The following is a 19902-nucleotide window of genomic DNA, read 5'->3' as shown; positions in this document are numbered from 1 at the left end:
AACAACAGATTGCTATGAGCACCACTTCCTCTGATGTCATCCTCGAACGGATGTTGGCACTGCATCCCAAGATCATTGATCTGACGCTGGACAGGATGCTGCGCCTGCTTGATGCGTTGGGTAATCCTCAAGACGCCTTGCCGCCGGTCATCCACATCGCCGGGACCAATGGAAAGGGATCGACGCAGGCGATGATCCGCGCCGGGCTGGAGGCGACGGGCAAAAAGGTGCACGCGTACACCTCGCCGCATCTGGCGCGCTTTCATGAACGGATCCGCCTTGCCGGTACGCTGATTACTGAAGAGGCGCTAGGTACGGTACTGGACGAATGCTATGCCGCGAACGGTGGAGAGAACATCACCTACTTCGAGATTACCACCTGCGCCGCAATGCTGGCTTTCTCGCGCACCCCTGCGCATTATTGCCTGCTAGAGGTGGGTTTGGGCGGACGGCTCGACGCGACGAATGTGGTCGACGCACCGGTGGCGACGGTCATCACCTCCGTCTCGATCGACCACCAACAGTTTCTCGGCGACACGTTGCCGGAGATTGCAGCCGAAAAGGCCGGTATCATCAAACGCCGCGTGCCTTGCATCGTCGGACCGCAGGAGGATGCCGGACTGGACGTGATCGAAGCGGTCGCGGCGCGGCACATGGCCCCGCTGTCTGTCTATGGCCAACACTGGCATGTGTCGCGCGAGGCAGGCCGCATGGTGTATCAGGACGAGCGCGGCTTGCTTGATCTGCCAACGCCCAATTTGCCCGGCGCGCACCAGGTCCAGAACGCGGGTGCCGCACTCGCGACATTGCGTCTGTTGGGGTTCGGCGAACACGCCTGCGAAGCGGCGGTGAGCGCGGCGGAGTGGCCCGCACGGATGCAAAGGCTCAAAAGCGGTCCGCTGGTGGATGCTGCTGGTGCTGCCGAGCTTTGGCTGGATGGGGGGCACAACGCGGCGGCCGGTGTGGCGCTTGCGTCGGTGCTGCGCGATCTGCCGGAGGCGCCGACGCACCTGATCTGCGGTATGCTCAACACCAAGGACGTTACCGGCTATCTGCGCCCGCTGGCCCGGCACGCCGACAGCCTTCATGCCGTGTCCATTCCGGGCGAGAAGGCGACTTTGCCCGCTGCGACGACAGCCGAAGCCGCTCGCACGGTAGGCATGACGGCGTACGAGGCAGAGGATGTCTCAGCCGCGTTGCGCAGCATCGTGGCGCATACTCCTAAAGCTAGGGTGCTGATCTGCGGCTCATTGTATCTTGCGGGCAACATCCTGCGACACAATGGGTAGAGGTTTCTTGACGATTGCTACCGTATATTGACGCGAGGCGGCATCGAACCATAGGCTGTCCCCATATGAGACTGGACTGGGCAGCGTAGATCCGGCGGACGACCGAGGACCGAGCATGAGCGACAAACTACCCGATCTGCGCGCGCCCCGGCGCGACGCAAACGTGGTTCGCCAGATCATATTCTGTGCGGCCGCCCTGACAATCATGGGTGCCGGCCTGTGGTCCTTGATGAACTCTCAAGCGCCGTATCACCCCGATGATTATCTCGGTGCGGGCGGTGATCCGAATGCGGTCAGCCGAGATGGCACAAATCCCTGGCTTGAAATGTCGCCCGCCGACTAAGCTTTGCCCCAGTCTTCGCTTTGCATTTCGCGCAGACGCGATGCCGTGCGTTCAAATTCAAACGTGCCTTCCCCTTCGAGATACAGCATTTCCGGTGCCGCCGCTGCCGAGCAGACGAGCCGCACACGCGCCTCGTACAGTGCGTCGATGAGTGTCACGAACCGTTTGGCTTCGTTGAAATTCGACCGCCCCAGCGTGGGAATATCGTCAAGCAGCAAGACACGCACCGCATCCGCAACGGCAAGATAATCGGCAGCTCCCAAGGGCTGTCCGCAAAGCCCGTGAAACCGGGCGCGCCCGATGCCGTTGTGAAACCGTGGAAGCACCACGTCGCGGCCTTTGACGCGCAGGGTCAGGGGCGCGCCATCGGCGCCGGACGTCAAATCGTTCCAGACCGCGTTCATCTCCGCGCGGCTCTCCGCATTGACGGGCGTGAAATAGACCTGCGATCCGGCAAGGCGGTCCTGCCGGTAATCCGTGGGGCTCGCCATTTCATGCACCACCATCCGCTCTTTGATGAGGTCGATGAAGGGCACGAACAGATCCCGGTTCAGCCCATGTTTGTACAAATCATCCGGCACGCGGTTCGAGGTGGTGATCACGACGACCCCATCGGCAAAAAGCGCCTCGAACAGGCGGCCTACAATCATCGCATCGGTGATGTCGGTAATCTGCATCTCATCGAAGGCCAAAAGGCGCACGGAGGCTGCAACATCGCGTGCCACCGGAGCGATGGCGTCATCGACGCCGGTCTTGCGCGCTTCGTGCAACGCTTCGTGGATTTCCTGCATGAAGGCGTGGAAATGTACGCGCCGCGCGTCGACCCCTTCCAAATTCTCGACGAAAATATCCATCAACATGGATTTGCCACGTCCGACGCCACCCCAAAGATACAATCCCTTGGGCGGTTCGGGCGCTTTGCGGAAAAGCCCTTTTTTCACAGGCCGCAGCAAAGCCTCCCTGATCCGGTCGAATTCGGGGATCACCGCCTGCTGAGCGGGATCGGGGCGCAAGTCGCCATCGGCGACCATCTGGTCATAGCGTTCCTGAAAGCTGGTCATGGCTGATCCCTAAACCGAAGCGGGCTGGTTGAAAAGCGTGTGCATACAATCGCGCGATTGACGCGTCCGGTACCGAAGCGCATTCTGCGCCGATCCTGACGAAAGTGCCAATTGTGCAAAAAATGCCGTTGTTCTCGCCCGTGTTGATAGTCGGGTGCGTGATCATCATGATCAGCTTCGCCATACGCGCGTCATTTGGTGTCTTCCAGATCCCGATCGCAGAAGAATTCGGCTGGTTGCGTGCTGAATTTTCCTTGGCTATCGCGATCCAGAATCTTGCGTGGGGTATTGGACAGCCGTTGTTCGGCGCGATGGCCGAAAAGATCGGCGATCGCAAGGCGATCATCTTCGGTGCTGTGATTTATGCGCTGGGGCTGGTCCTGTCCGCAGGGGCCGATACCCCTGTCGCCCTCCAAGGCTACGCTTGGTTGGTGGGGTTCGGCATCGCAGGCACGGGCTTTGGCGTGATCCTCGCGGTCGTGGGCCGCGCCGCTTCCGATGACAACAGGTCCATGTCGCTTGCGGTGGTGACGGCGGCGGGCAGCGCGGGTCAGATCTTTGGTGCGCCGGTCGCCGAATGGATGCTGGGCGCGATGAGTTGGCAGATGGTGTTCACCGTTTTTGCCGGGGTGATCTTGTGCGTTATTCTGGTGCTGCCCTTCATGCGCGCGCCTGTACAAATCGACCGTAACGAGCTTGAAGAGTCCCTTGGCCGTATTCTGATCCGCGCGTTCAGGGACCCCAGCTATACGCTTATATTCCTAGGGTTCTTTTCGTGTGGATATCAGCTTGGATTCATCACGGCGCATTTTCCGGCCTTCGTGACAGAGCTTTGTGGGCCCATCTTTGCCGGTGGTGTGTTGCATAGCATCGGCATCACCACCACCAGCGCATTGGGAGCGGTCGCGATCTCCTTGATCGGGGCCGCGAATGTGGCCGGGACGCTGCTTGCAGGGTGGGCGGGCAAACGGTATTCGAAAAAATACCTGCTTGCGGGAATTTACGCCGGTCGGACGGTCATCGCGGCAATTTTCATCCTGCTTCCGATCACGCCGGTCAGCGTCATCCTGTTTTCGGTCGGCATGGGGTCGCTCTGGCTTGCAACTGTTCCGCTCACCTCCGGGCTGATCGCGCATATCTACGGTCTGCGCTATATGGGAACGCTCTACGGCATAATCTTCTTCAGCCACCAGTTGGGCAGCTTTCTCGGCGTCTGGTTGGGTGGCCGGATGTACGATGTCTATGGCAGTTATACCACCGTCTGGTGGATTGGTGTGGCGGTCGGGGCGTTCAGCGCGATTGTCCACCTTCCGGTGCGCGAGACTGCGCGCGGACAGATGCGCGCCGCCTGATCCACTGCCAGAGGTTCAGGCTGGCGACGGCGCGGCCAAGGTTGGGGCCTGTGGCGGCGGGAGAAAGCGTTCGAGGTGCGCCAGAACCGCCTTGGTGTGCGTATGTGGAAGGCCGTGAGCGGCTCCTTCGACAACCTCGTGCCGTACGTCGCGATTCCAGGCGGCAAGCTGTCCCATCGCGCTGGCGGGGACAACGTCGTCGTCTTCTCCCCAAATCGCCAGCGTCGGAATACCCGCGCGGCGAATGCTCAGATGCGCGCTTTCCATCGGATGGGCAAGCACGCCGCGCAGGCTGGACAATACAGCCGGTACATAGCCTTGAAATGTAAGCTCACGCGCCATGAGTTCTGCGATATTCGGTACAGAGGTGTGATCTTCGTGCGCCGCGCGGATGCTCGTGCGTAACCGACGGGGGAATGTGACAAGCATGGCCCATGTTCCCAGCAAACCCCGCTCGCGCGCAAAACGCAGCGCGCGGGTGTTCCTGAGGACCATGCCAGCGGGCGCCAGCAGGACAAGGCGTTCGACCCGGTCGGGATTGCCCGCAGCAAATGCGGCGGCAATCGCGCCCCCCATGGAGTATCCGATCAGATGGAATGTCTCGTCAACCTCGATATGATCGAGCAGGTCATCGAGCTGAGTGAGAAAGAATTCCTTGTCCTGAAGTCCACCGGGTCGGTCGGAAAATCCACGCCCCAAAAGATCATAGGTCAACACGCGAAACCCCTTCGCAGCCAACCCCTTTGCCAGTCCGGTCCAGACGAAACTGGGCGTGGTCAGGCCGTGGACGCAAATGATCAACGGACCGTCGGGCGGGCCGCCTAACTGAAAATGCGTGACCCCCTGGCTCAACTCGACGAATTGTCCGGGTGCCGCGCCGCGCCTTCCGTCGCTCATCACCGTGCGTCTGCGTTCAACCACGAACGGCACCGCGAATACGACAACAAGCACGAGCAGCGCCCATATCATGCGCGACAGGTCCATCGGTCGAGGATGTAGCGGCTTGTCATGAGATCCAGATGCGCGCCGCCGCCATTCTTGCAGATCGTGATCTCATCGTCCGAATGACGCTGAAACGCGTCCAGATCGTAGAAATCCGCAATGATGTCTGATCGTGAAATGACTCCGGATTTCAATGGGATATCAATCTCGCCGATATGCCCGACTGTCGTGTCGAAACTGTCAACGAACAGGCGCGCGCGTTTCAGGGCGTCGTCATCCACTTCGCGCATGTCGGGTCGGTAGGCTCCGACAAGGTCGATGTGCTGTCCCGGTCGCAGCCACGCGCCCCTGATCAGCGGTTCGGTCGACATCGTGGCGCTGCCAATGATATCAGCAGCCGCCACCGCAGCTTCAAGATCGTCGGCTATGGTCACACCGTTCAACTCCTCGGCCATCGCCTCCGCAGTGGCGCGCGTCCGGTTCCAAAGTGTAAAGGTCGCAGCCGGGAACGCTGCCGTATACGCCGCATAAAGCGACCGCGCGACAGCTCCCGCGCCGACGAGCAGTATGTTCCGGCTGTCCGCTCTCGCCAGGCGTCGCGCGGCAAGCAGACTGTCTCCGGCGGTTTTCCATTTGGTCACGAGATGAAAGTCGACGATCGCTTCGAGCATTCCGTCATCGTCGGCATAAAGGTTTACTCCGCCGTTAACATTCGGCTTTGCGACCGCCGCGTTACCCGGAAAGATGGTCGCGGATTTCACCGCAATACCCATGCCGTCGATCCACGCCGCGCGGCTGAGCAGCGTATCATCGCGCCGGTAGAGAAACGTATCGCCGATCTCCGCCTTGGGTAACATGTGACCGGCGGCAATTGCATCGGTCAGATCAAGCCAGTCGAGCGCCGCTTCGCCTTCGGCGAACGGAATGAAGGGAATGTCGGTCATATGGCCTCCTCGGCGGTTAGCAGTCCGGCGGCGACCAAACGGTCGGCCCAGCCGCGGGCGCCCTGAAACAGATGCGTTTGCCAGCCGCGCGCGGCAGCGGCGGATATGTTTTCGGCGCGGTCATCGGTGAACAGGAGCGCATTTCCCTGCAGGCCGCTCTCATTCTCCAGCATCTCGTAGATGCGCGCATCAGGTTTGGTGACGCCCATGTGCCCCGAGATAAAGTCTAGATCGAAACCGCGCAGGAAAAAGTACTTCGTCGCCGCCAGGGCGTAGGTTTCGATCCCGAAGTTCGTAAGGGAAAATACCGGGATGTCGCGCTCTTGCAGGGCCTCCATCAGGCGGACGGAATGATCGATGGCGGGCGTGGCGATGTCGAGCCAGTTGTCGTGCCACAGATCCAGCTCTGCGCGCCATTCGGGGTGGGCCTCAGCGGTCTGCGCAAGAACCTCGGTGAAATTCTCGCCCCTGTCGACACGGTCGTTCATCGCGTACAGGTCCATTGCGGCAAACAACGCGCGGGTACGGTCCGCGCCGATCGATGTCTCGTAAAATCGTTCTGGTTGCCACTCGATCAGCACGTTACCGATGTCAAAGACGACTGCTTTTGGTGTCATGTTTGTCCTCTCTGTCTCTGGGCCGGCCCGGGCAGGGACGTCAGCCCTGCCTGTGTGCCGCACGGATCTCCCGTTCGAGTGCCTCCAGAAAGCGGGAGCGGTCCGCTTTTGTAAAGCCTTTGCCGCCGCCGTGCCGGAACGGATCGGCGGCGCGCAGGTCTGTCATAAGGTCGCGGGTGGCCAGCACGTTGCCGATATTGGTCTTGGTCAACGCCTCGCCGTTGTGCTTGATCACCCGCGCGCCCGCCTCGACGCATTTGGCGGCCAGTGGGATGTCCCCCGTCACCACCACGTCTCCTGTGCCCGCGCGCTCCGCGATCCACATATCCGCGACGTCCGGCCCATCCGGCACGATGACCGTTTCCACCAGAGGGTTGCGCGAGGGGCGCAAGCCCCCGTTCGACACGACATACATGCGGATCCGGTGCCGGGTTGCCACGCGCTCTGCCTCTTCCTTCACCGGACAGGCATCCGCATCGATATACAGCGCGGTCACGCGGACCAGAGCGCGTCGGCGTGGAAGTTCACATGCTCCTCCATGAAGGTCGCGATGAAGAAATAACTGTGGTCATAGCCCGGTTGCATACGAAATACACCGTTCTGGCGGCGCTTGGCCATTGCGGCGCTCAACGACTCCGGCATCAGCAGATCCAGGAATTGATCATCGGTCCCCTGATCCACCAGCACCGGACCGTCAAATCCGCGCTCCTGCATCAGCAGCGTCGCGTCATGGGGCGCCCAATCGCTTTCGTTCTTGCCGAGATAGGCTGTGAATTGTTTATGGCCCCATTCGCTGGCCGTCGAATGCGCAATCGGCGCGAAGGCCGAGACGGAACGGAACCGTTTGGGCAGCGACATCGCCAATGTCAGTGCTCCGTGCCCGCCCATCGAATGGCCGCTGATCGCCTGCCGCTCCATATCGAGCGGGAAATTCCGGCCCAACAGTTCGGGCAGCTCTTCCGCGATGTAGCGCCACATCTGATAATGCGGCTTCCAGGGATCCTGCGTTGCATTGACGTAGAACCCCGCACCTTGCCCCAGATCGAAAGCGTCGTCATTGGCCACGCCTTCGCCGCGCGGCGAGGTGTCGGGGAACACCAGCGCGATGCTCTGCTCCGCCGCCCATGCCTGTGCGCCTGCCTTGACCATCGCGTTTTCGTGCGTGCAGGTCAGGCCTGACAGGAACCACAACAGCGGCACCGGACCGTCCTTTGCCTCTTCGGGCAGAAACAGACCAAATGTCATGTCGCAGCTACAGGCGGAGGAGGCGTGCCGGATCACATGCTGGGTGCCGCCAAAGCTGGCATTGCTGGATAGGGTTTCCATCTGACGTCTCCTTTTGTGCGGTGCCCCTTGGCTACCGTGAAGCGGGGCTGCGGGGCAAGCAGCGAGTTCAGGCTCCGGTGAGCCAGCCGATCCAAAGGCTCACCGTCACGATGCTGAGCGTGGTGGATACCAGGATCGCGGCGGACACACGGGCAGGTGCGACGTTGTAGTGCTGCGCGAGGATATAGACATTGCCTGCCACCGGCAACGCCGCGGCTGAGATGATCACGGTTGCCTCGAACGGCTCGACCTTGAACAGGACGAACGCTGCGAAAGCCACGAAAAGCGGATGCAGAACGAGTTTGCAAAAACTCAGCCACCCTGCGACCGAAATTCGTTCGGCGGATTTGGATGCGAGCGATGCGCCGATGGCAAACAGAGCTCCCGGCGTGGCAGCCGCACCCAGCAGTGCGAGGAACTCGTTCATCGGTGCGGGGATCGGGATGCGCAGGGCGGACCAGATCAACCCCGCCGAGATCGCGACGATCATCGGGTTTTTCAACAGCCCTAATCCCACGGTGCGCAATATACCGATGCTCATCCGGCCATCGCGCGATCCGGTGATCAGGATCACGATCAGCGAGGAAAAAACGATCAGATCGACAGCGAGCGCCAGCATCACCGGGCCGATCGCTTCGGCCCCCAGCAGCAGCGTCAGCATCGGCACGCCGAGAAATCCGGTGTTTCCAATCACGGCGCATTGTGCCTCCATTGCCGTGGTCTCTATGTTCAGTCGACGGGCGTAGCAAACCAACGTCGCGATCCCGTACACGAATGCCGTGCCCCATAGATAGGCGGCGACCAGCCTGCCGTTCCAGACATCGGCAATCGACAGGTTTGCGGAAAACCGGAAAAGCATGGCGGACAGCGCGAAATAGAACACGAACTTCGTCAGATAGGCCGTGGCTTCTTGCGTGAAAAACCGTGTGCGTCCTGCCCAGTAGCCAAGCCCGATGAGGGCAAAAAAGGGAAGCGTTTTGAGGAAGATCGCCAGCATGCGGTCAGGAATAGCTTGCCCTTATATGCGGCGCTAGGCTTAATCGGCGACCGGGACGTGGGAATTCACCGTCGTGACGGCGGACTGTCACGGAAACGATCCGACGGGCCGGCGAATTTTGCCTTGGAAGTGAACTGATCTGTTTATAGGGTGGCAGTCGGTCGCACCCGGAGCAAACATGAACACATCCGCAGCATCCGGCCAAAGCGCCGTTCACAGGGCCCGGATAGACAAGCATGGTCAGGCGCGTGATAGTCGGCGTGATCGACAAGGTTGAAACCACGGACATAGACCGCATTTTCGGCAACGTGGTCGATACATTCCCAGCGAGGTACGGGTCATGAGATTTACGATTTTAACGGCTTTGGTTTTGGCGGGGTGCGGCGGTATGTCGGAAGGCCCGCAGACGGGCGCGCCTGTCGCCGGAGCGCCGGACACATGCGGCGCATCCGCATATCAGGACTTGCTTGGCAAGGGAGCGGCGTCCGCGCTGGCAGTACCGGAACCCAAGCGTGTCTACGGTGTGGCGGACGCCGTGACCCTCGATTATCAGGCGGACCGTATCAATGTGCAGTTGGACGATACGGATACCATCGTCGCAGTGACTTGCGGCTGATCAGGCTTTTGGTCGCTGGTCGTTGACCGGGTGGTCCCGTCACCCGTCCGCAGCACGCCTCCGAAGCGCGGGTCGGCGTTATTCGCGCGCACTGCCGCTACGGCTTGGACTACGCCCCAGATCCCGTTTCCGTTAACGGACGACCTCTGAGCAAGAACGGCGTCTCTTCCGCGCGTTCTTGCGGGGTCAAGGTGCTCAACAAGATGTTTCACAGGGCCTAATGTTCAGACACCTCCTAATTACGTTCAAGAGATTTCCCGCCGGGGACTTGATTTGACAGCGCAAGAGGGCAAATCTTGTCAGATGAACATTCCCACGATCCCGATCAAAGCCGGCTCCGGGCCCGATCCTGAACGGCCTACCGAGCAGGTCGCATTTCACCGCACCGAACTGTCCATCATCCTTTCGCTTTATGGTCGTATGGTCGCAGCGGGAGAGTGGCGCGATTACGGCATCTCCTGTTTGCGCGAGGTTGCCGTATTTTCGGTTTTTCGCAGAACCGCGGAAATGCCGCTTTACCGCATCGAAAAGCGACCCAAGCTGCGCGCTAAACAGGGCATGTATGCTGTCGTCGGGACCGGCGGTCAGGTCCTCAAGCGCGGTGCCGATCTGAAATCCGTGCTGCGGGTGCTGGAAAAGAAGCTGATCCGCATCGTGGAATAATCCACCGGACGGTCACGCCACCGTAAGCCGTCGATGCCCGGTGACGGGACCATCTGCCTCTGCGATCCGCTTGATTGCAGCGTCCAGCGGCTCAAAGACGCAGGCCATCGCGTGGGCGTTCGCATGAAGCAGTGTCCGGGCCTCCCAGACAATCCCGACATGCCCCTTCCAGAACAACAGATCGTTGCGCGCGGGCGCCGTTCCATCCGGTACAGCCGTTCCCAGCGTGCGCTGCTGCATGTCGCTGTCGCCGGGACATGCGACCCCGCAGGCGATGCAGGCGGCTTGTACCAATCCCGAACAGTCTATCCCCGCGCGGCTGTTGCCCCCCCAAAGATAAGGCGTGCCGATGAACAGCGCGGCGATATGCGCGGGATCGTCCGCCAAGACATTGACCGGGGCGACATGTTGTTTCGGAATGAAACCCATCGCGGTCTCGATGAACTGTTCGGTTTCGCCCATCGCGGCGACGCGGCAACCATGGCTCAGCTCAACCAGGTCCGGCGATTTGATATCCGCCTTCAGATACGCGTGGCTGCCGGGTGACGTGATCTTGTGGGTGAGGCGCAGCGGCGGGGCGGTCTGGTGCGTCTCGACAAAGCCGCAGTAGCCATCCAGCACGGCCTGCACATAGGCCCAGCCGTTGCGCCGATCCAGAACGGTGACATCCGCGCCAAGCAAAAGCTGCCGGTCCCGTGGCCCGCCCGGACGGCGCATCAAATTTACCAACGGGCGCGTGATCTGAGCTGCTTCACGCAGGGTGATCAGATCGGTATCGGGCGACAGGCGGGGGTCGTTCATCGTGCCAAAATATCATCCAGCGCAGCGTAGACCGCGCGTGTCGCCTGTCCGGTACCCCCCTTAGGGCGCGCCGGTGCGGCGGTGGGTTGCCACCCGTAGATGTCGAAATGTGCATAGGGGCTGTCGGTCACGAAACGGCGCAGGAACAGCGCCGCCGTGATGCAACCCGCAAAGCCGCCCTTGGGTGCGTTGTCCAGATCCGCGATGTCCGGTTCGATCAAAGGCTCGTATGGGGTGTGAAACGGCATCCGCCAGACGGGATCGGCGACTTCGGCAGCAGCTTTTTCAAGCGCATTGACGAAATGTGAATCACCGCTGAAATAAGGCGCAAGGTCGGGACCGACGGCAACCCGTGCAGCGCCTGTCAGCGTCGCCATAGAAATGATCTGATCCGGTTTGTCCTCGTCCGCCAACGCCAGCGCATCCGCCAGAACAAGACGCCCCTCGGCGTCGGTATTGTTGATCTCGACCGTGAGCCCCTTGCGCGACGTCAGAATGTCCTGCGGGCGGAAGGCATTGGCGGAGACCGAGTTTTCAACGGCTGGAATGAGTACACGCAGACGGATCTTCGTGCCGGTTGCCATGATCATATGCGCAAGGCCAAGCACTGCGGCGGCGCCGCCCATGTCCTTTTTCATCAGGCCCATGGATCCGCCCGGTTTGAGGTTCAGGCCACCGGTGTCAAAGCACACGCCTTTGCCCACCAGTGTCAGCGCAGGCCCCCCATCACCCCAACGCAGGTCGATTAGGCGCGGTGCGCGGTCGGCGGCACGGCCAACCGCATGGATCATCGGCAGGTTCGCCTCCAACAGGGCGTCGCCCGTCGTGACCGTAACAGTAGCACCATGTTCACCCGCCAGCGCGCGTGCGGCCGTTTCAAGATCGGGTGGCCCCATGTCGGACGCCGGTGTATCGATCAACCTGCGTGTCAGCGCCTCACCGGCCGCAATCGCTTCGATGCGCGCGGCGTTCACGCCTTCTGGCGCAATCAGCGATGCCGCCATCGGGGATTTGGTCTTGTACCTGTCGAAGCGGTAGCCCGCGAGCAACCAGCCCAACGCCTCCGTTTCCGCATGTTTCTGCGGCAGGCCGCTTTCGATCCGATAGGTCCCTTTGGGCAATTTGGCAGCTGCGGCGGCCAGCGCAAAGCGGCCCCGCGCCCGGCGCGCCTTTGTGCCATATCCGGCAAGTGCCATCGCAGCTTCGCCGTTGCCCGACGGCACAATCAGGGCTTGCCCAATCGCCCCGGTGAAACCGTTCGCGGCGATCCAGTTTCGGGTCGCATCGCCCTGTGCGTCAAGCCAAGCGTCCAATGTGTCTTCGTCCAGAATGTGCAGCGCAAGCGCGTCCTGGGATGGTTCGGCAAATTTGAGGAGCATCGCAAGCGGATCCTTTTCAGCGGACAGGTGTTGCCCGCCAACCTACCCAATCGTGTGGCCACCGCAAGCGTGCGTTGTCAGGGGCCTATGTCCTGAAAGGACCAGATCGCTGTCAGTGACCTTTCTCCGATGCGCAACATGCGCGACAGGGTCGCCGCCACGGCGATTTCATCATCGAGATCGATGCAGGCGGTAACGTCCCGCGCCACCAGTGCAAGGTGGCTCATGCCAATCTGGTCCGCGATGGCGATCAGCGATCGGGCGTTCTTGCGCAGATGCTCGGCATGCCCACGCTGCCAAAGCATGCTGCACTGTGAAAGCCGCACCGCCAACTCTTCCATCGCCCTGCTGACGACGCTTTCGGCGCCTGCCTCGCCAAGCTGCTGATAAAGCCCATCCAGACGCTCTTCATCCAGCGTGATCTTCTCGGATGGTCGTATTTGTACCACGACGTTCATTGCACACCCCTTGTTTTGCCCCCACGGCTGGGGTCGTTATGGGGCCGCTTCGTTGCAAAATGGTTGCTGCCTTCGGGCGTTTTCACTCGAATTCGCGTTGAATCTGGTATACTGCACGCCGAACGTCATTGCAGGAGAACCGCCCGCCATGGATCAGGCAAAACCCCTTCCGAATTATCTCGTCCAGCGTTACCACGGCTGGAAGGCAACCAGCTATGCCGAGAACCGCGCGTGGTATCGCAAGCTGGCGACGGATGGCCAGCATCCACGCGCGATGGTGATTTCGTGCTGTGACAGCCGGGTACACGTTACCTCGATTTTCGGGGCGGATCAGGGCGAGTTTTTCATTCACCGCAACATCGCCAATCTGGTGCCGTCCTTTACCCCCGATGGTGCGCATCACGGTACGTCGGCGGCGGTCGAATACGCGGTCCAGGTACTTAAGGTCGCGCACCTTATCGTGTTGGGCCATTCGCAATGTGGCGGTGTTCAGGGGTGTCTGAGCATGTGCAGGGGCGACGCGCCCGAGCTTGAAGCAAAAGACAGCTTTGTCGGGCGCTGGATGGATATTCTGAGGCCCAAATATGATCTGGTCAAGGATCTTGCAGACGAGTCCGAGCAGGTGCGGCAACTTGAAAAACAATCGGTGATGATGTCGCTCGAGAACCTGATGACATTCCCATGGCTGGCGGAGAAAGTGAATTCGGGGGAACTGACGCTGCACGGCATGTGGACAGATATCGGTGAGGGCGGGCTGGAATATTACAATCCGGCGGATGCTGCATTCAAGCCTGTGTAGGCCCGTATCGTGCGGAGCTCCAAGAGGCTTTAACCACACGTTAACCATGCCGGGCACAAGCTTGTGTCATGGATATGGAATCGGTCACACTCAGATTACCACGGCAGCTTTTGTCCGGTGCGCAACGTGTTGCTACCGCGCGGGACGTCACGATCGGTCATATGGTCCGTCAATTGCTCAAGCGGGAAGTCGAACGGCAATTGCAGGCAGGTGGCGCTGCCGCACCGACGGATGACCGCCTTTTGATAGCGTTGCGGGCGCTGCTCTCGCGCGACTTTGCCAAGGCCTCCGACTGGACGGACCTCGCCGCACGACTGCGGATGCACGGCTATGAACTGCGCCGGTCGAACGATGGGCTGGTGATATACAAAAGTAGCTGCGGAACACGGGTTTGCAGGATTTCCGACATCGGTGTGAACGACATGGCGCTGACGGCGCGGTTTCAAAGCACCCCGCCCGGATCCGTCAGCGAGACAACCGCGACCGGTACCATGCCTGCCGGACGGCTCGATCCAGTCCGGACCGGACGGATCGCTGAGCATATGGCGCAGGCGCAAAACTGGTCCGATCTTCAAGCCAGGCTGGCGCAAGAGGGTATGGAGCTTCGGGCATTGGGTGCCGGTCTTGGCATCTATAACAGCGCCACAGGGCGACACATGTGCAACAGCGCCTCTGTCGGGGCCCGGTATCAGACACTGACCAAGCGATTCGGCGCTGCGATGCCGGGACATCCGCAGGATATGTCACACCACCTGGCTACGAGATCAGATGGACAGGATGCGCAAACGCAACAGGGCACCGCGCCCGATCTCTAGCGCAGGATCTTTCCTTCTGGCCAGCGGATGTCCTGTTCAATGAGGATATTGCGCGTCGTCTGTGGCGCCAGATCAAAACTCCACTGCACAAGACCGCGTGTGTCATCGACATTCACCTCATCCGGGGCCGGTTGTGCGCTCCACTGGATCGTCAGATCATCCTGTTCGGTATACGGGACCGCCTCCAGCAGCTCGACCGACCACGACTTTTGCCCGAGGTTCTCGATGTCGAGCCGCACCTCCTGAGTCTGCGCATTGCTTCGGCTGATGATGCCGCGGTCGCCTTCGCTGCGGTCCAGCACGGCGCGTGTAAGGCGAATGTCCTCGATCGGCCCGAATGCTTGCCGAATCTCGCCTCCGGCCGGCACCGCTGCAAAGCGGCTGCGACCGACGAGCGTGCCGTCGACGAAGATCTGGGCGGTATCCGACTCCAGCAGCGGTTCCTGTGTCGTGTTGATCGCTTCGGCCATCAAAAACGCTGTTGTGTCTTGCGCGGGAACCGCGTGGGCGAAGGTGCGCGCGTCGAACGTCAGAGCGTCAAGCGCGACATGTACGCCTTCGGCTCCGGCTGCGATGCTGACCGGCGTTCCGATGTCATAGCTCACTCCTGGCCCGTCAAAGCGCGGTCGGGCAAACCTTGAATCCGCCATCATCGGTTCGGGCGCGGCGGTCATTTCGGCCTCGGTGCGCACCCCGCGCGACTTCACGGGTACGGGATCCGTGTACCGGAGCAGCGGGGGATACAGTTCGGACGGGGCGATCTGCCCCACGGGTTGCAATGTCGAGAGCGTTATTTCGACGGCCTCCCACGATTCGCTTGAGGATTGGCTGACCGTTGCGGCACGTCTGACATCGAGTGTCGGTGCATCGCCCTGCGCCAGCACAAGATCGTAAGTTGGTTCCCAGCTTGCCTGAACCGGATACCGGACCCGCGCAACCACCGTTCCGGTCTGATCCGCTTGCAACGACAGCGCAAGCAGCGACCCCGGCGTGCTGCGTGGCATCAGCGCGGACAATGCCGCTTTGGCATCTGCCAATGCCTCTTCCAGATCGGGGCGGCGTTCGCCGATTTCGCGCGCGTCGCGCTGTGCTGCCACCTGCGTGCGCCGGGCCGCGAGCGTCTGCGTTTCGATCATCCCGGCCACGCTGGCCAAGGCGGATGGGTCGGACGGCAGCGTCTCGCTGGACCAGACCCCCGACAGAAAGACCGCGCGTGCATCTGCGGCGTCGGCGGCAAGCCGTGCGTCCTCAATGCGATCATCGAGATCGCGCAGGTTCCGTTCGGCATCCTCGACACGCGACTTGGCGGCACTGACCGCCGCGCTGTCGCTGTTGGGTTGCGGAGGAACCGCGTCGGTGCGCAGGCGCGTGGCCTCCAAGAGCGCGCCGTCGACCTGAATGCGCAGATCACCGATGCCCAGATGGCGCGGTAGATCGGGCAGCATCACTTCATGCGTGCCTGCGGAAACGTCGAAACTGACTTCGCGCGTCACCATGGCAACGGACGGATAGACAACGACAGACGTCGGCGCGGATTGGAGTGTGTAGGTCTCAGCCAAAGCCGACAGAGGGAAGGCGCAAAGAAAAACGGGGAGAAAACGCATGGGACAGTATCCTTATTCCGGATACCAACATGCCTTGGCCGGAGATAAAGAAAAAGGGGTGCCGCCTGTGCACCCCTTCTTGCCGTCCGCCCTGCGCGGAAATCAGCCTTTTTTCAGAACTTCGCGGCCAAGAAGCTCGGCGATCTGAACCGCGTTCAGCGCCGCCCCCTTGCGCAGGTTGTCCGAAACGCACCACAGGTTCAGACCGTTGTCGATGGTGCTGTCCTGCCGGATGCGGCTGATGAAGGTCGCGAAATCGCCGACACATTCGATCGGCGTGACGTAGCCGCCCTCCTCGCGCTTGTCGATCACCATCACGCCGGGCGCCTCGCGCAGGATGTCGCGGGCCTCGTTCTCATCGAGATGATCCTCGAATTCGATATTGATCGATTCGGAGTGTCCGACAAAGACCGGCACGCGCACGCAGGTCGCTGTAACCTTGATCTTGGGATCGACGATTTTCTTCGTCTCTACCATCATCTTCCACTCTTCCTTGGTGTCACCCGAATCCATGAACACGTCGATCTGCGGAATCACGTTGAACGCGATCTGCTTCTGGAACTTGTTCGGCGGCACGTCGGTGACAGGATTGTAGATCGATTTGGTCTGATCCCACAGCTCGTCCGCACCTTCCTTGCCCGCGCCGGACACGGATTGATAGGTGCTTACCACGACGCGTTTGATCGTGGCGCGGTCGTGCAGCGGCTTGAGCGCGACAACCATCTGTGCGGTGGAACAGTTGGGGTTGGCGATGATATTGCGCTTGGCGTAATCGTGGATGGCCTGCGGATTGACCTCAGGCACGATCAGCGGAATATCGGAATCATAGCGGTAAAGCGACGAGTTATCGATTACGACACAACCTGCTTTTGCGGCTTTCGGCGCGTATTTCTTCGTCGCTTCGGACCCGACGGCAAACAAAGCCATGTCCCATCCGGTGAAATCGAACGTATCCAGATCCTTCGTCTTCAGCGTCTTGTCGCCAAAGCTGACTTCCGTGCCGAGGGACTTGCGCGAGGCAAGGACCACGATTTCATCCACGGGAAACTGGCGTTCGGCCAGAATGTTCAGCATTTCACGGCCCACATTACCTGTGGCACCCGCGATCACGACGCGATAACCCATCTGTTTTCTCCAATATATGCGTTTGATGGTGCGCGGGTCTTATACGCCCGCGCCCGACAAGGAAAGAGGTTACGCCCTGTCGGGTCTGGTATCGGTCGAGAACAGGTAGATCATCAGTCCGACAGTCAGCAAAACGGCGAAAAACAGCAGGATCATGGTGTAGGGGAGGGATATCACCGAGGCAGGTGTCAACTCTGCGTGGATGCGACCGGTGGCAAACTGGGCGATGCCAACGCCGCCGATGCTGCACAGGTTCAACATGGTAACGCCCCGCCCGACAAGATGCGCAGGCAAAAAGCTGCGCCCGTGCGACATGATCGCGGGATAGGTCGAGCCGAAGAAACCGATTGAACACATCAGCAGCACCACGTTCAGCACACTGCTTTCGACCAGCACGATCAGTGCGACGGTAGATACAAGCATCAGCGCGCTGCCGATGAATATGATCCATTTACGGGTACCGAACACCCGATCGAGCGGGCCATAGGCCAGAGGGCCGAGCACCATTGCGATGCCCATTGCCAATGTGGCCTGCCCGATGACCCGTGGATCGGCGCGGAAGACTTCCGTCAGATAGGGGCCAATCCACAGACCGCGCAGCGCGCCCACCTGCGCATAGCTCACCAGCATCAGCGGAAAGATGAACCACAGCGCGCGGATCCGCAGCACCTCGCCAAAGCTGCCCCTTTGTGCGGTCGGCTCCTTGAGCGGATCGCGGACCCATATCCAGATGCCGATGGCCGTCAGCGTCGACATGGCACTGAGCGCACCGAGCGAGGCCCGCCAACCGATTGTCTCGGCGGCAAGCGTCATCGGGTAGGACGCAACGAGATTGCCCAGTGTGCCAACCACCACCATCAGCGCGGCAAGTGCGGCAAAACGTGCGGGCGCGTATTCCAGCGCGAAGATATAGTACGAAGCCATCAGGACCGGTGCACATCCCACCCCGATCAGGGCCATCGCAAGGCCGACATGCGCGGGCGTCGTCGCCAGCGCGAATAGAGCAGCGCCGCCGCCGCCACCGATCAGCAGCAGGATCGCAGCCGTTCTGCGCGGGCCATGCGTGTCCAGCCCCCAGCCTATGGCCGGCTGCATCGCAGCGAAGGTGATGAACCAAAGACCCGACGCAAACGCGAGGTTTTCCGGGCCGGCGCCAATGTCTGCCTTCAGAAACGGGCTGAGAACGGCAAGGAACGCACGAAAGAACTGGCTGAGCACATAGGCGAAGGCCAGCAGGGCGATACCTCTGTTCATGCTTTGGTGGCCTGCCATTTGGCTGCCAGCGCGCGCGCGGCCTGGCCCAACAGCACGACATCGGCACCCACGGCCACGAAAAGCGCGCCCGCGTTGATCGCATCAATCGTCATCTCGTCACGGGTCGACAGGATGCCGGGTGCCTTGCCTGCGGTCCTGATCCGCGCGAGCACGTCCATGATCGCGGTCTGCACGTCCGGGTGTGCGATATCGCCCATATGACCCATGTCGGCGGCCAGATCGGCGGGTCCGATGAACACTCCGTCAATCCCTTCGATGGTCAGGATTTCGTCAAGCGCGGCCAGCCCTTTTCGGTTTTCCACCTGTACCAGCAGACAGATCTGGGCGTCCGCCGTCGTGCCGTAATCCTCAATGCCCGAAAACCGCGCAGCGCGGGTCATCGAGTAGCCGACGCCGCGATTGCCGTGCGGCGGATAGGTCACGTCGCGCACCAGTTGGCGCGCTTGGGCGGCGCTCTCGACCATCGGCACAAGGACGGTCTGCGCGCCGATGTCGAGCATCTGCTTGAGCATGTAGGTTTCGCCCACCGGCAACCGCACGACCGGATGCGCGCCTGTCGACGCAAGCGCCTGCAACTGCGCGAGGATGGAGCGCAGATCGTTCGGCCCGTGCTCGCCATCGACGACCACCCAGTCAAAACCGGCTTGACCCATCATCTCGGCCGAGAAAGCGTTCGCAAGACCAAGCCAGCACCCGAACTGGATCTCGCCGGCGGCGAGTGCCGTTTTGAGCTCGTTTTCGGGAGCGGGCATGGGCATCTTCCTTTGCATCGGGTTTGCCGCACCCTAGCGCCGGATCGCGGGCGTTGACCAGAGGTTGCCTACAGCACCTTGATCACGTCCTTGTCGATAGCCAGCATATAGCCCCGCCGCGCGATATTCTTGACCAGAAGCTCGCTGACCATCTGGTTGCCCAGCGTATCGCGCAGTCGTTTGATCCGCGTCGCCCCCGCGGCTTCGTCACAGTCGGCGGCGTTACGTCCCGATATAACGCCCTCAATCTCGGAACCGGTCAGGATGTCATTGTCCATCCGCGCCTCTGCCAGAACGGCCAGCGTCTCCATCGCGGCATCGGTCAGTTTGAAACCCAGGTTGTTGAGATAGACCTTGTTCTCTTCGCGGCTGATCAGCAGCGAGGACACCTGAATGCCCGTCCGCTCGATCTGGGCCATGCGACGGTTGAACATGATGAGCATGATCAGAAACACGACTGCGGCCACCAGCATCGCGGCGGCAAAGACCAGCAGCACGCCAATAAGGACACGGTAGTTTGCAAGCGTGTCGGAAAACGCAGTACCCGACTGGGCGAGAATTTCCAGCAGCTTGATTTCCGAGGCCGAGGTCAGGTCGTCGTTCTCTATAAAGATGCGTTCGACCTGTGCGTTGAACGCGTTGGCGTCGGGCAGGGCCCAGAACATCACGGCCGCACCTGCCAGAAACAGGGCGATCACAGCACCGATGCCGATGGTGACAAACCGGCCACCGCTGCGGCGCATA

At 61.0% G+C, this 19902-nt stretch carries 22 protein-coding genes; 7 read left to right on the top strand and 15 right to left on the bottom strand.

Annotation, left to right across the window (positions count from 1 at the left end; translation table 11 throughout):
• Window positions 1–14 precede the first annotated feature (14 nt).
• Both Q1A06_RS10075 and Q1A06_RS10070 read left to right on the top strand, forming a co-directional pair.
• Entirely contained in the window at window positions 15–1289 is a 1275-nt protein-coding gene (locus Q1A06_RS10075) for a folylpolyglutamate synthase/dihydrofolate synthase family protein (RefSeq protein ID WP_299562502.1), read from the top strand.
• 115 nt (window positions 1290–1404) lie between these two features.
• Window positions 1405–1632: a hypothetical protein gene (locus tag Q1A06_RS10070; protein WP_299562499.1), complete on the top strand. Its 228-nt coding sequence runs from the start codon at window positions 1405–1407 to the stop codon at window positions 1630–1632.
• Here Q1A06_RS10070 and zapE read toward each other — a convergent pair.
• Window positions 1629–2693, bottom strand: a complete 1065-nt coding sequence (zapE, locus tag Q1A06_RS10065) for a cell division protein ZapE (RefSeq protein WP_299562496.1) — start codon at window positions 2691–2693, stop codon at window positions 1629–1631. The two genes, Q1A06_RS10070 and zapE, sit on opposite strands and share 4 nt — an antisense overlap.
• Window positions 2694–2803: 110 nt before the next feature.
• Here zapE and Q1A06_RS10060 point away from each other — a divergent pair, with 110 nt between their 5' ends.
• On the top strand, window positions 2804–4045 hold the full coding sequence (locus tag Q1A06_RS10060) for an MFS transporter (RefSeq protein WP_299563282.1): 1242 nt from the start codon (window positions 2804–2806) through the stop codon (window positions 4043–4045).
• Between the two features lie 15 nt (window positions 4046–4060).
• Here Q1A06_RS10060 and Q1A06_RS10055 read toward each other — a convergent pair whose 3' ends face one another.
• The 6 genes from Q1A06_RS10055 to Q1A06_RS10030 form a co-directional block, all read right to left on the bottom strand.
• The gene (locus Q1A06_RS10055; RefSeq protein ID WP_299562493.1) at window positions 4061–5029 is read right to left on the bottom strand and encodes an alpha/beta hydrolase; all 969 of its coding nucleotides are present in this window, start codon (window positions 5027–5029) and stop codon (window positions 4061–4063) included.
• Window positions 5011–5931, bottom strand: a complete 921-nt coding sequence (locus Q1A06_RS10050) for an ornithine cyclodeaminase (RefSeq protein WP_299562491.1) — start codon at window positions 5929–5931, stop codon at window positions 5011–5013. The genes Q1A06_RS10055 and Q1A06_RS10050 overlap by 19 nt, the downstream gene beginning before the upstream one ends.
• Window positions 5928–6548, bottom strand: a complete 621-nt coding sequence (locus Q1A06_RS10045) for an HAD family phosphatase (RefSeq protein ID WP_299562488.1) — start codon at window positions 6546–6548, stop codon at window positions 5928–5930. The genes Q1A06_RS10050 and Q1A06_RS10045 overlap by 4 nt, the downstream gene beginning before the upstream one ends.
• A gap of 40 nt (window positions 6549–6588) precedes the next feature.
• Window positions 6589–7044, bottom strand: a complete 456-nt coding sequence (locus tag Q1A06_RS10040) for a YaiI/YqxD family protein (protein ID WP_299562485.1) — start codon at window positions 7042–7044, stop codon at window positions 6589–6591.
• On the bottom strand, window positions 7041–7874 hold the full coding sequence (gene fghA, locus Q1A06_RS10035; RefSeq protein ID WP_299562482.1) for an S-formylglutathione hydrolase: 834 nt from the start codon (window positions 7872–7874) through the stop codon (window positions 7041–7043). The genes Q1A06_RS10040 and fghA overlap by 4 nt, the downstream gene beginning before the upstream one ends.
• A 67-nt stretch (window positions 7875–7941) precedes the next feature.
• Window positions 7942–8871 (bottom strand): AEC family transporter, encoded by a 930-nt coding sequence (locus Q1A06_RS10030; protein WP_299562479.1) that lies wholly within the window; start codon window positions 8869–8871, stop codon window positions 7942–7944.
• 340 nt (window positions 8872–9211) lie between these two features.
• Between Q1A06_RS10030 and Q1A06_RS10025 the strand changes: the two genes are divergently transcribed.
• Entirely contained in the window at window positions 9212–9487 is a 276-nt protein-coding gene (locus Q1A06_RS10025; RefSeq protein ID WP_299562476.1) for an I78 family peptidase inhibitor, read from the top strand.
• 303 nt (window positions 9488–9790) lie between these two features.
• On the top strand, window positions 9791–10150 hold the full coding sequence (locus Q1A06_RS10020) for a DUF2794 domain-containing protein (RefSeq protein WP_299562473.1): 360 nt from the start codon (window positions 9791–9793) through the stop codon (window positions 10148–10150).
• Window positions 10151–10162: 12 nt separating this feature from the next.
• Here the strand turns inward: Q1A06_RS10020 and Q1A06_RS10015 are convergent, their stop codons facing one another.
• The 3 genes from Q1A06_RS10015 to Q1A06_RS10005 form a co-directional block, all read right to left on the bottom strand.
• Window positions 10163–10951, bottom strand: a complete 789-nt coding sequence (locus tag Q1A06_RS10015; RefSeq protein WP_299562470.1) for an NlpC/P60 family protein — start codon at window positions 10949–10951, stop codon at window positions 10163–10165.
• Window positions 10948–12330, bottom strand: a complete 1383-nt coding sequence (locus Q1A06_RS10010; protein WP_299562467.1) for a M17 family metallopeptidase — start codon at window positions 12328–12330, stop codon at window positions 10948–10950. Before Q1A06_RS10010 ends, Q1A06_RS10015 begins: the two co-directional genes overlap by 4 nt.
• Window positions 12331–12407: 77 nt before the next feature.
• A complete protein-coding gene (locus Q1A06_RS10005) occupies window positions 12408–12788 on the bottom strand; it encodes a hypothetical protein (protein ID WP_299562464.1) in 381 nt (126 codons plus the stop codon).
• Window positions 12789–12936: 148 nt separating this feature from the next.
• Between Q1A06_RS10005 and Q1A06_RS10000 the strand changes: the two genes are divergently transcribed.
• Window positions 12937–13587 (top strand): carbonic anhydrase, encoded by a 651-nt coding sequence (locus tag Q1A06_RS10000; RefSeq protein ID WP_299562461.1) that lies wholly within the window; start codon window positions 12937–12939, stop codon window positions 13585–13587.
• A 68-nt stretch (window positions 13588–13655) separates the two neighbouring features.
• Window positions 13656–14402 carry a hypothetical protein gene (locus Q1A06_RS09995; protein ID WP_299562459.1) on the top strand — a complete coding sequence of 249 codons (747 nt, stop codon included), beginning with the start codon at window positions 13656–13658 and terminating at the stop codon, window positions 14400–14402.
• On the opposite strand, the gene Q1A06_RS09990 is transcribed toward Q1A06_RS09995, so the two are convergent.
• From Q1A06_RS09990 to Q1A06_RS09970, 5 genes are all read right to left on the bottom strand, one after another.
• Window positions 14399–16006, bottom strand: a complete 1608-nt coding sequence (locus Q1A06_RS09990) for a DUF4139 domain-containing protein (protein ID WP_299562456.1) — start codon at window positions 16004–16006, stop codon at window positions 14399–14401. The two genes, Q1A06_RS09995 and Q1A06_RS09990, sit on opposite strands and share 4 nt — an antisense overlap.
• 102 nt (window positions 16007–16108) lie before the next feature.
• A complete protein-coding gene (locus Q1A06_RS09985) occupies window positions 16109–17131 on the bottom strand; it encodes an aspartate-semialdehyde dehydrogenase (RefSeq protein ID WP_299562453.1) in 1023 nt (340 codons plus the stop codon).
• Between the two features lie 69 nt (window positions 17132–17200).
• Complete coding sequence (locus Q1A06_RS09980; protein ID WP_299562450.1) at window positions 17201–18385, bottom strand: MFS transporter; 1185 nt, start codon at window positions 18383–18385, stop codon at window positions 17201–17203.
• On the bottom strand, window positions 18382–19158 hold the full coding sequence (locus Q1A06_RS09975; protein WP_299562447.1) for an HpcH/HpaI aldolase/citrate lyase family protein: 777 nt from the start codon (window positions 19156–19158) through the stop codon (window positions 18382–18384). The genes Q1A06_RS09980 and Q1A06_RS09975 overlap by 4 nt, the downstream gene beginning before the upstream one ends.
• A 68-nt stretch (window positions 19159–19226) precedes the next feature.
• Window positions 19227–19901, bottom strand: a complete 675-nt coding sequence (locus tag Q1A06_RS09970; RefSeq protein ID WP_299563279.1) for a hypothetical protein — start codon at window positions 19899–19901, stop codon at window positions 19227–19229.
• Window position 19902 lies beyond the last annotated feature (1 nt).

This window comes from uncultured Sulfitobacter sp. (genome assembly GCF_947497275.1).
Taxonomy (GTDB): Bacteria; Pseudomonadota; Alphaproteobacteria; order Rhodobacterales; family Rhodobacteraceae; genus Sulfitobacter.
This window is presented reverse-complemented; position numbering and strand designations above follow the sequence as displayed.

What these genes read in the sequence shown, in the direction of transcription:
- Q1A06_RS10015 (WP_299562470.1), bottom strand. Translation starts at nt 10,951, where the DNA reads ATGAACGACCCCCGCCTGTCGCCCGATACCGATCTGATCACCCTGCGT.
- Q1A06_RS10075 (WP_299562502.1), top strand. Translation starts at nt 15, where the DNA reads ATGAGCACCACTTCCTCTGATGTCATCCTCGAACGGATGTTGGCACTG.
- Q1A06_RS09995 (WP_299562459.1), top strand. Translation starts at nt 13,656, where the DNA reads ATGGATATGGAATCGGTCACACTCAGATTACCACGGCAGCTTTTGTCC.
- Q1A06_RS10005 (WP_299562464.1), bottom strand. Translation starts at nt 12,788, where the DNA reads ATGAACGTCGTGGTACAAATACGACCATCCGAGAAGATCACGCTGGAT.
- Q1A06_RS10055 (WP_299562493.1), bottom strand. Translation starts at nt 5,029, where the DNA reads ATGGACCTGTCGCGCATGATATGGGCGCTGCTCGTGCTTGTTGTCGTA.
- Q1A06_RS09990 (WP_299562456.1), bottom strand. Translation starts at nt 16,006, where the DNA reads ATGCGTTTTCTCCCCGTTTTTCTTTGCGCCTTCCCTCTGTCGGCTTTG.
- Q1A06_RS09985 (WP_299562453.1), bottom strand. Translation starts at nt 17,131, where the DNA reads ATGGGTTATCGCGTCGTGATCGCGGGTGCCACAGGTAATGTGGGCCGT.
- zapE (WP_299562496.1), bottom strand. Translation starts at nt 2,693, where the DNA reads ATGACCAGCTTTCAGGAACGCTATGACCAGATGGTCGCCGATGGCGAC.
- Q1A06_RS10000 (WP_299562461.1), top strand. Translation starts at nt 12,937, where the DNA reads ATGGATCAGGCAAAACCCCTTCCGAATTATCTCGTCCAGCGTTACCAC.
- Q1A06_RS10020 (WP_299562473.1), top strand. Translation starts at nt 9,791, where the DNA reads ATGAACATTCCCACGATCCCGATCAAAGCCGGCTCCGGGCCCGATCCT.
- Q1A06_RS10050 (WP_299562491.1), bottom strand. Translation starts at nt 5,931, where the DNA reads ATGACCGACATTCCCTTCATTCCGTTCGCCGAAGGCGAAGCGGCGCTC.
- fghA (WP_299562482.1), bottom strand. Translation starts at nt 7,874, where the DNA reads ATGGAAACCCTATCCAGCAATGCCAGCTTTGGCGGCACCCAGCATGTG.
- Q1A06_RS09970 (WP_299563279.1), bottom strand. Translation starts at nt 19,901, where the DNA reads ATGCGCCGCAGCGGTGGCCGGTTTGTCACCATCGGCATCGGTGCTGTG.
- Q1A06_RS10045 (WP_299562488.1), bottom strand. Translation starts at nt 6,548, where the DNA reads ATGACACCAAAAGCAGTCGTCTTTGACATCGGTAACGTGCTGATCGAG.
- Q1A06_RS09975 (WP_299562447.1), bottom strand. Translation starts at nt 19,158, where the DNA reads ATGCCCGCTCCCGAAAACGAGCTCAAAACGGCACTCGCCGCCGGCGAG.
- Q1A06_RS10070 (WP_299562499.1), top strand. Translation starts at nt 1,405, where the DNA reads ATGAGCGACAAACTACCCGATCTGCGCGCGCCCCGGCGCGACGCAAAC.
- Q1A06_RS10025 (WP_299562476.1), top strand. Translation starts at nt 9,212, where the DNA reads ATGAGATTTACGATTTTAACGGCTTTGGTTTTGGCGGGGTGCGGCGGT.
- Q1A06_RS10030 (WP_299562479.1), bottom strand. Translation starts at nt 8,871, where the DNA reads ATGCTGGCGATCTTCCTCAAAACGCTTCCCTTTTTTGCCCTCATCGGG.
- Q1A06_RS10010 (WP_299562467.1), bottom strand. Translation starts at nt 12,330, where the DNA reads ATGCTCCTCAAATTTGCCGAACCATCCCAGGACGCGCTTGCGCTGCAC.
- Q1A06_RS09980 (WP_299562450.1), bottom strand. Translation starts at nt 18,385, where the DNA reads ATGAACAGAGGTATCGCCCTGCTGGCCTTCGCCTATGTGCTCAGCCAG.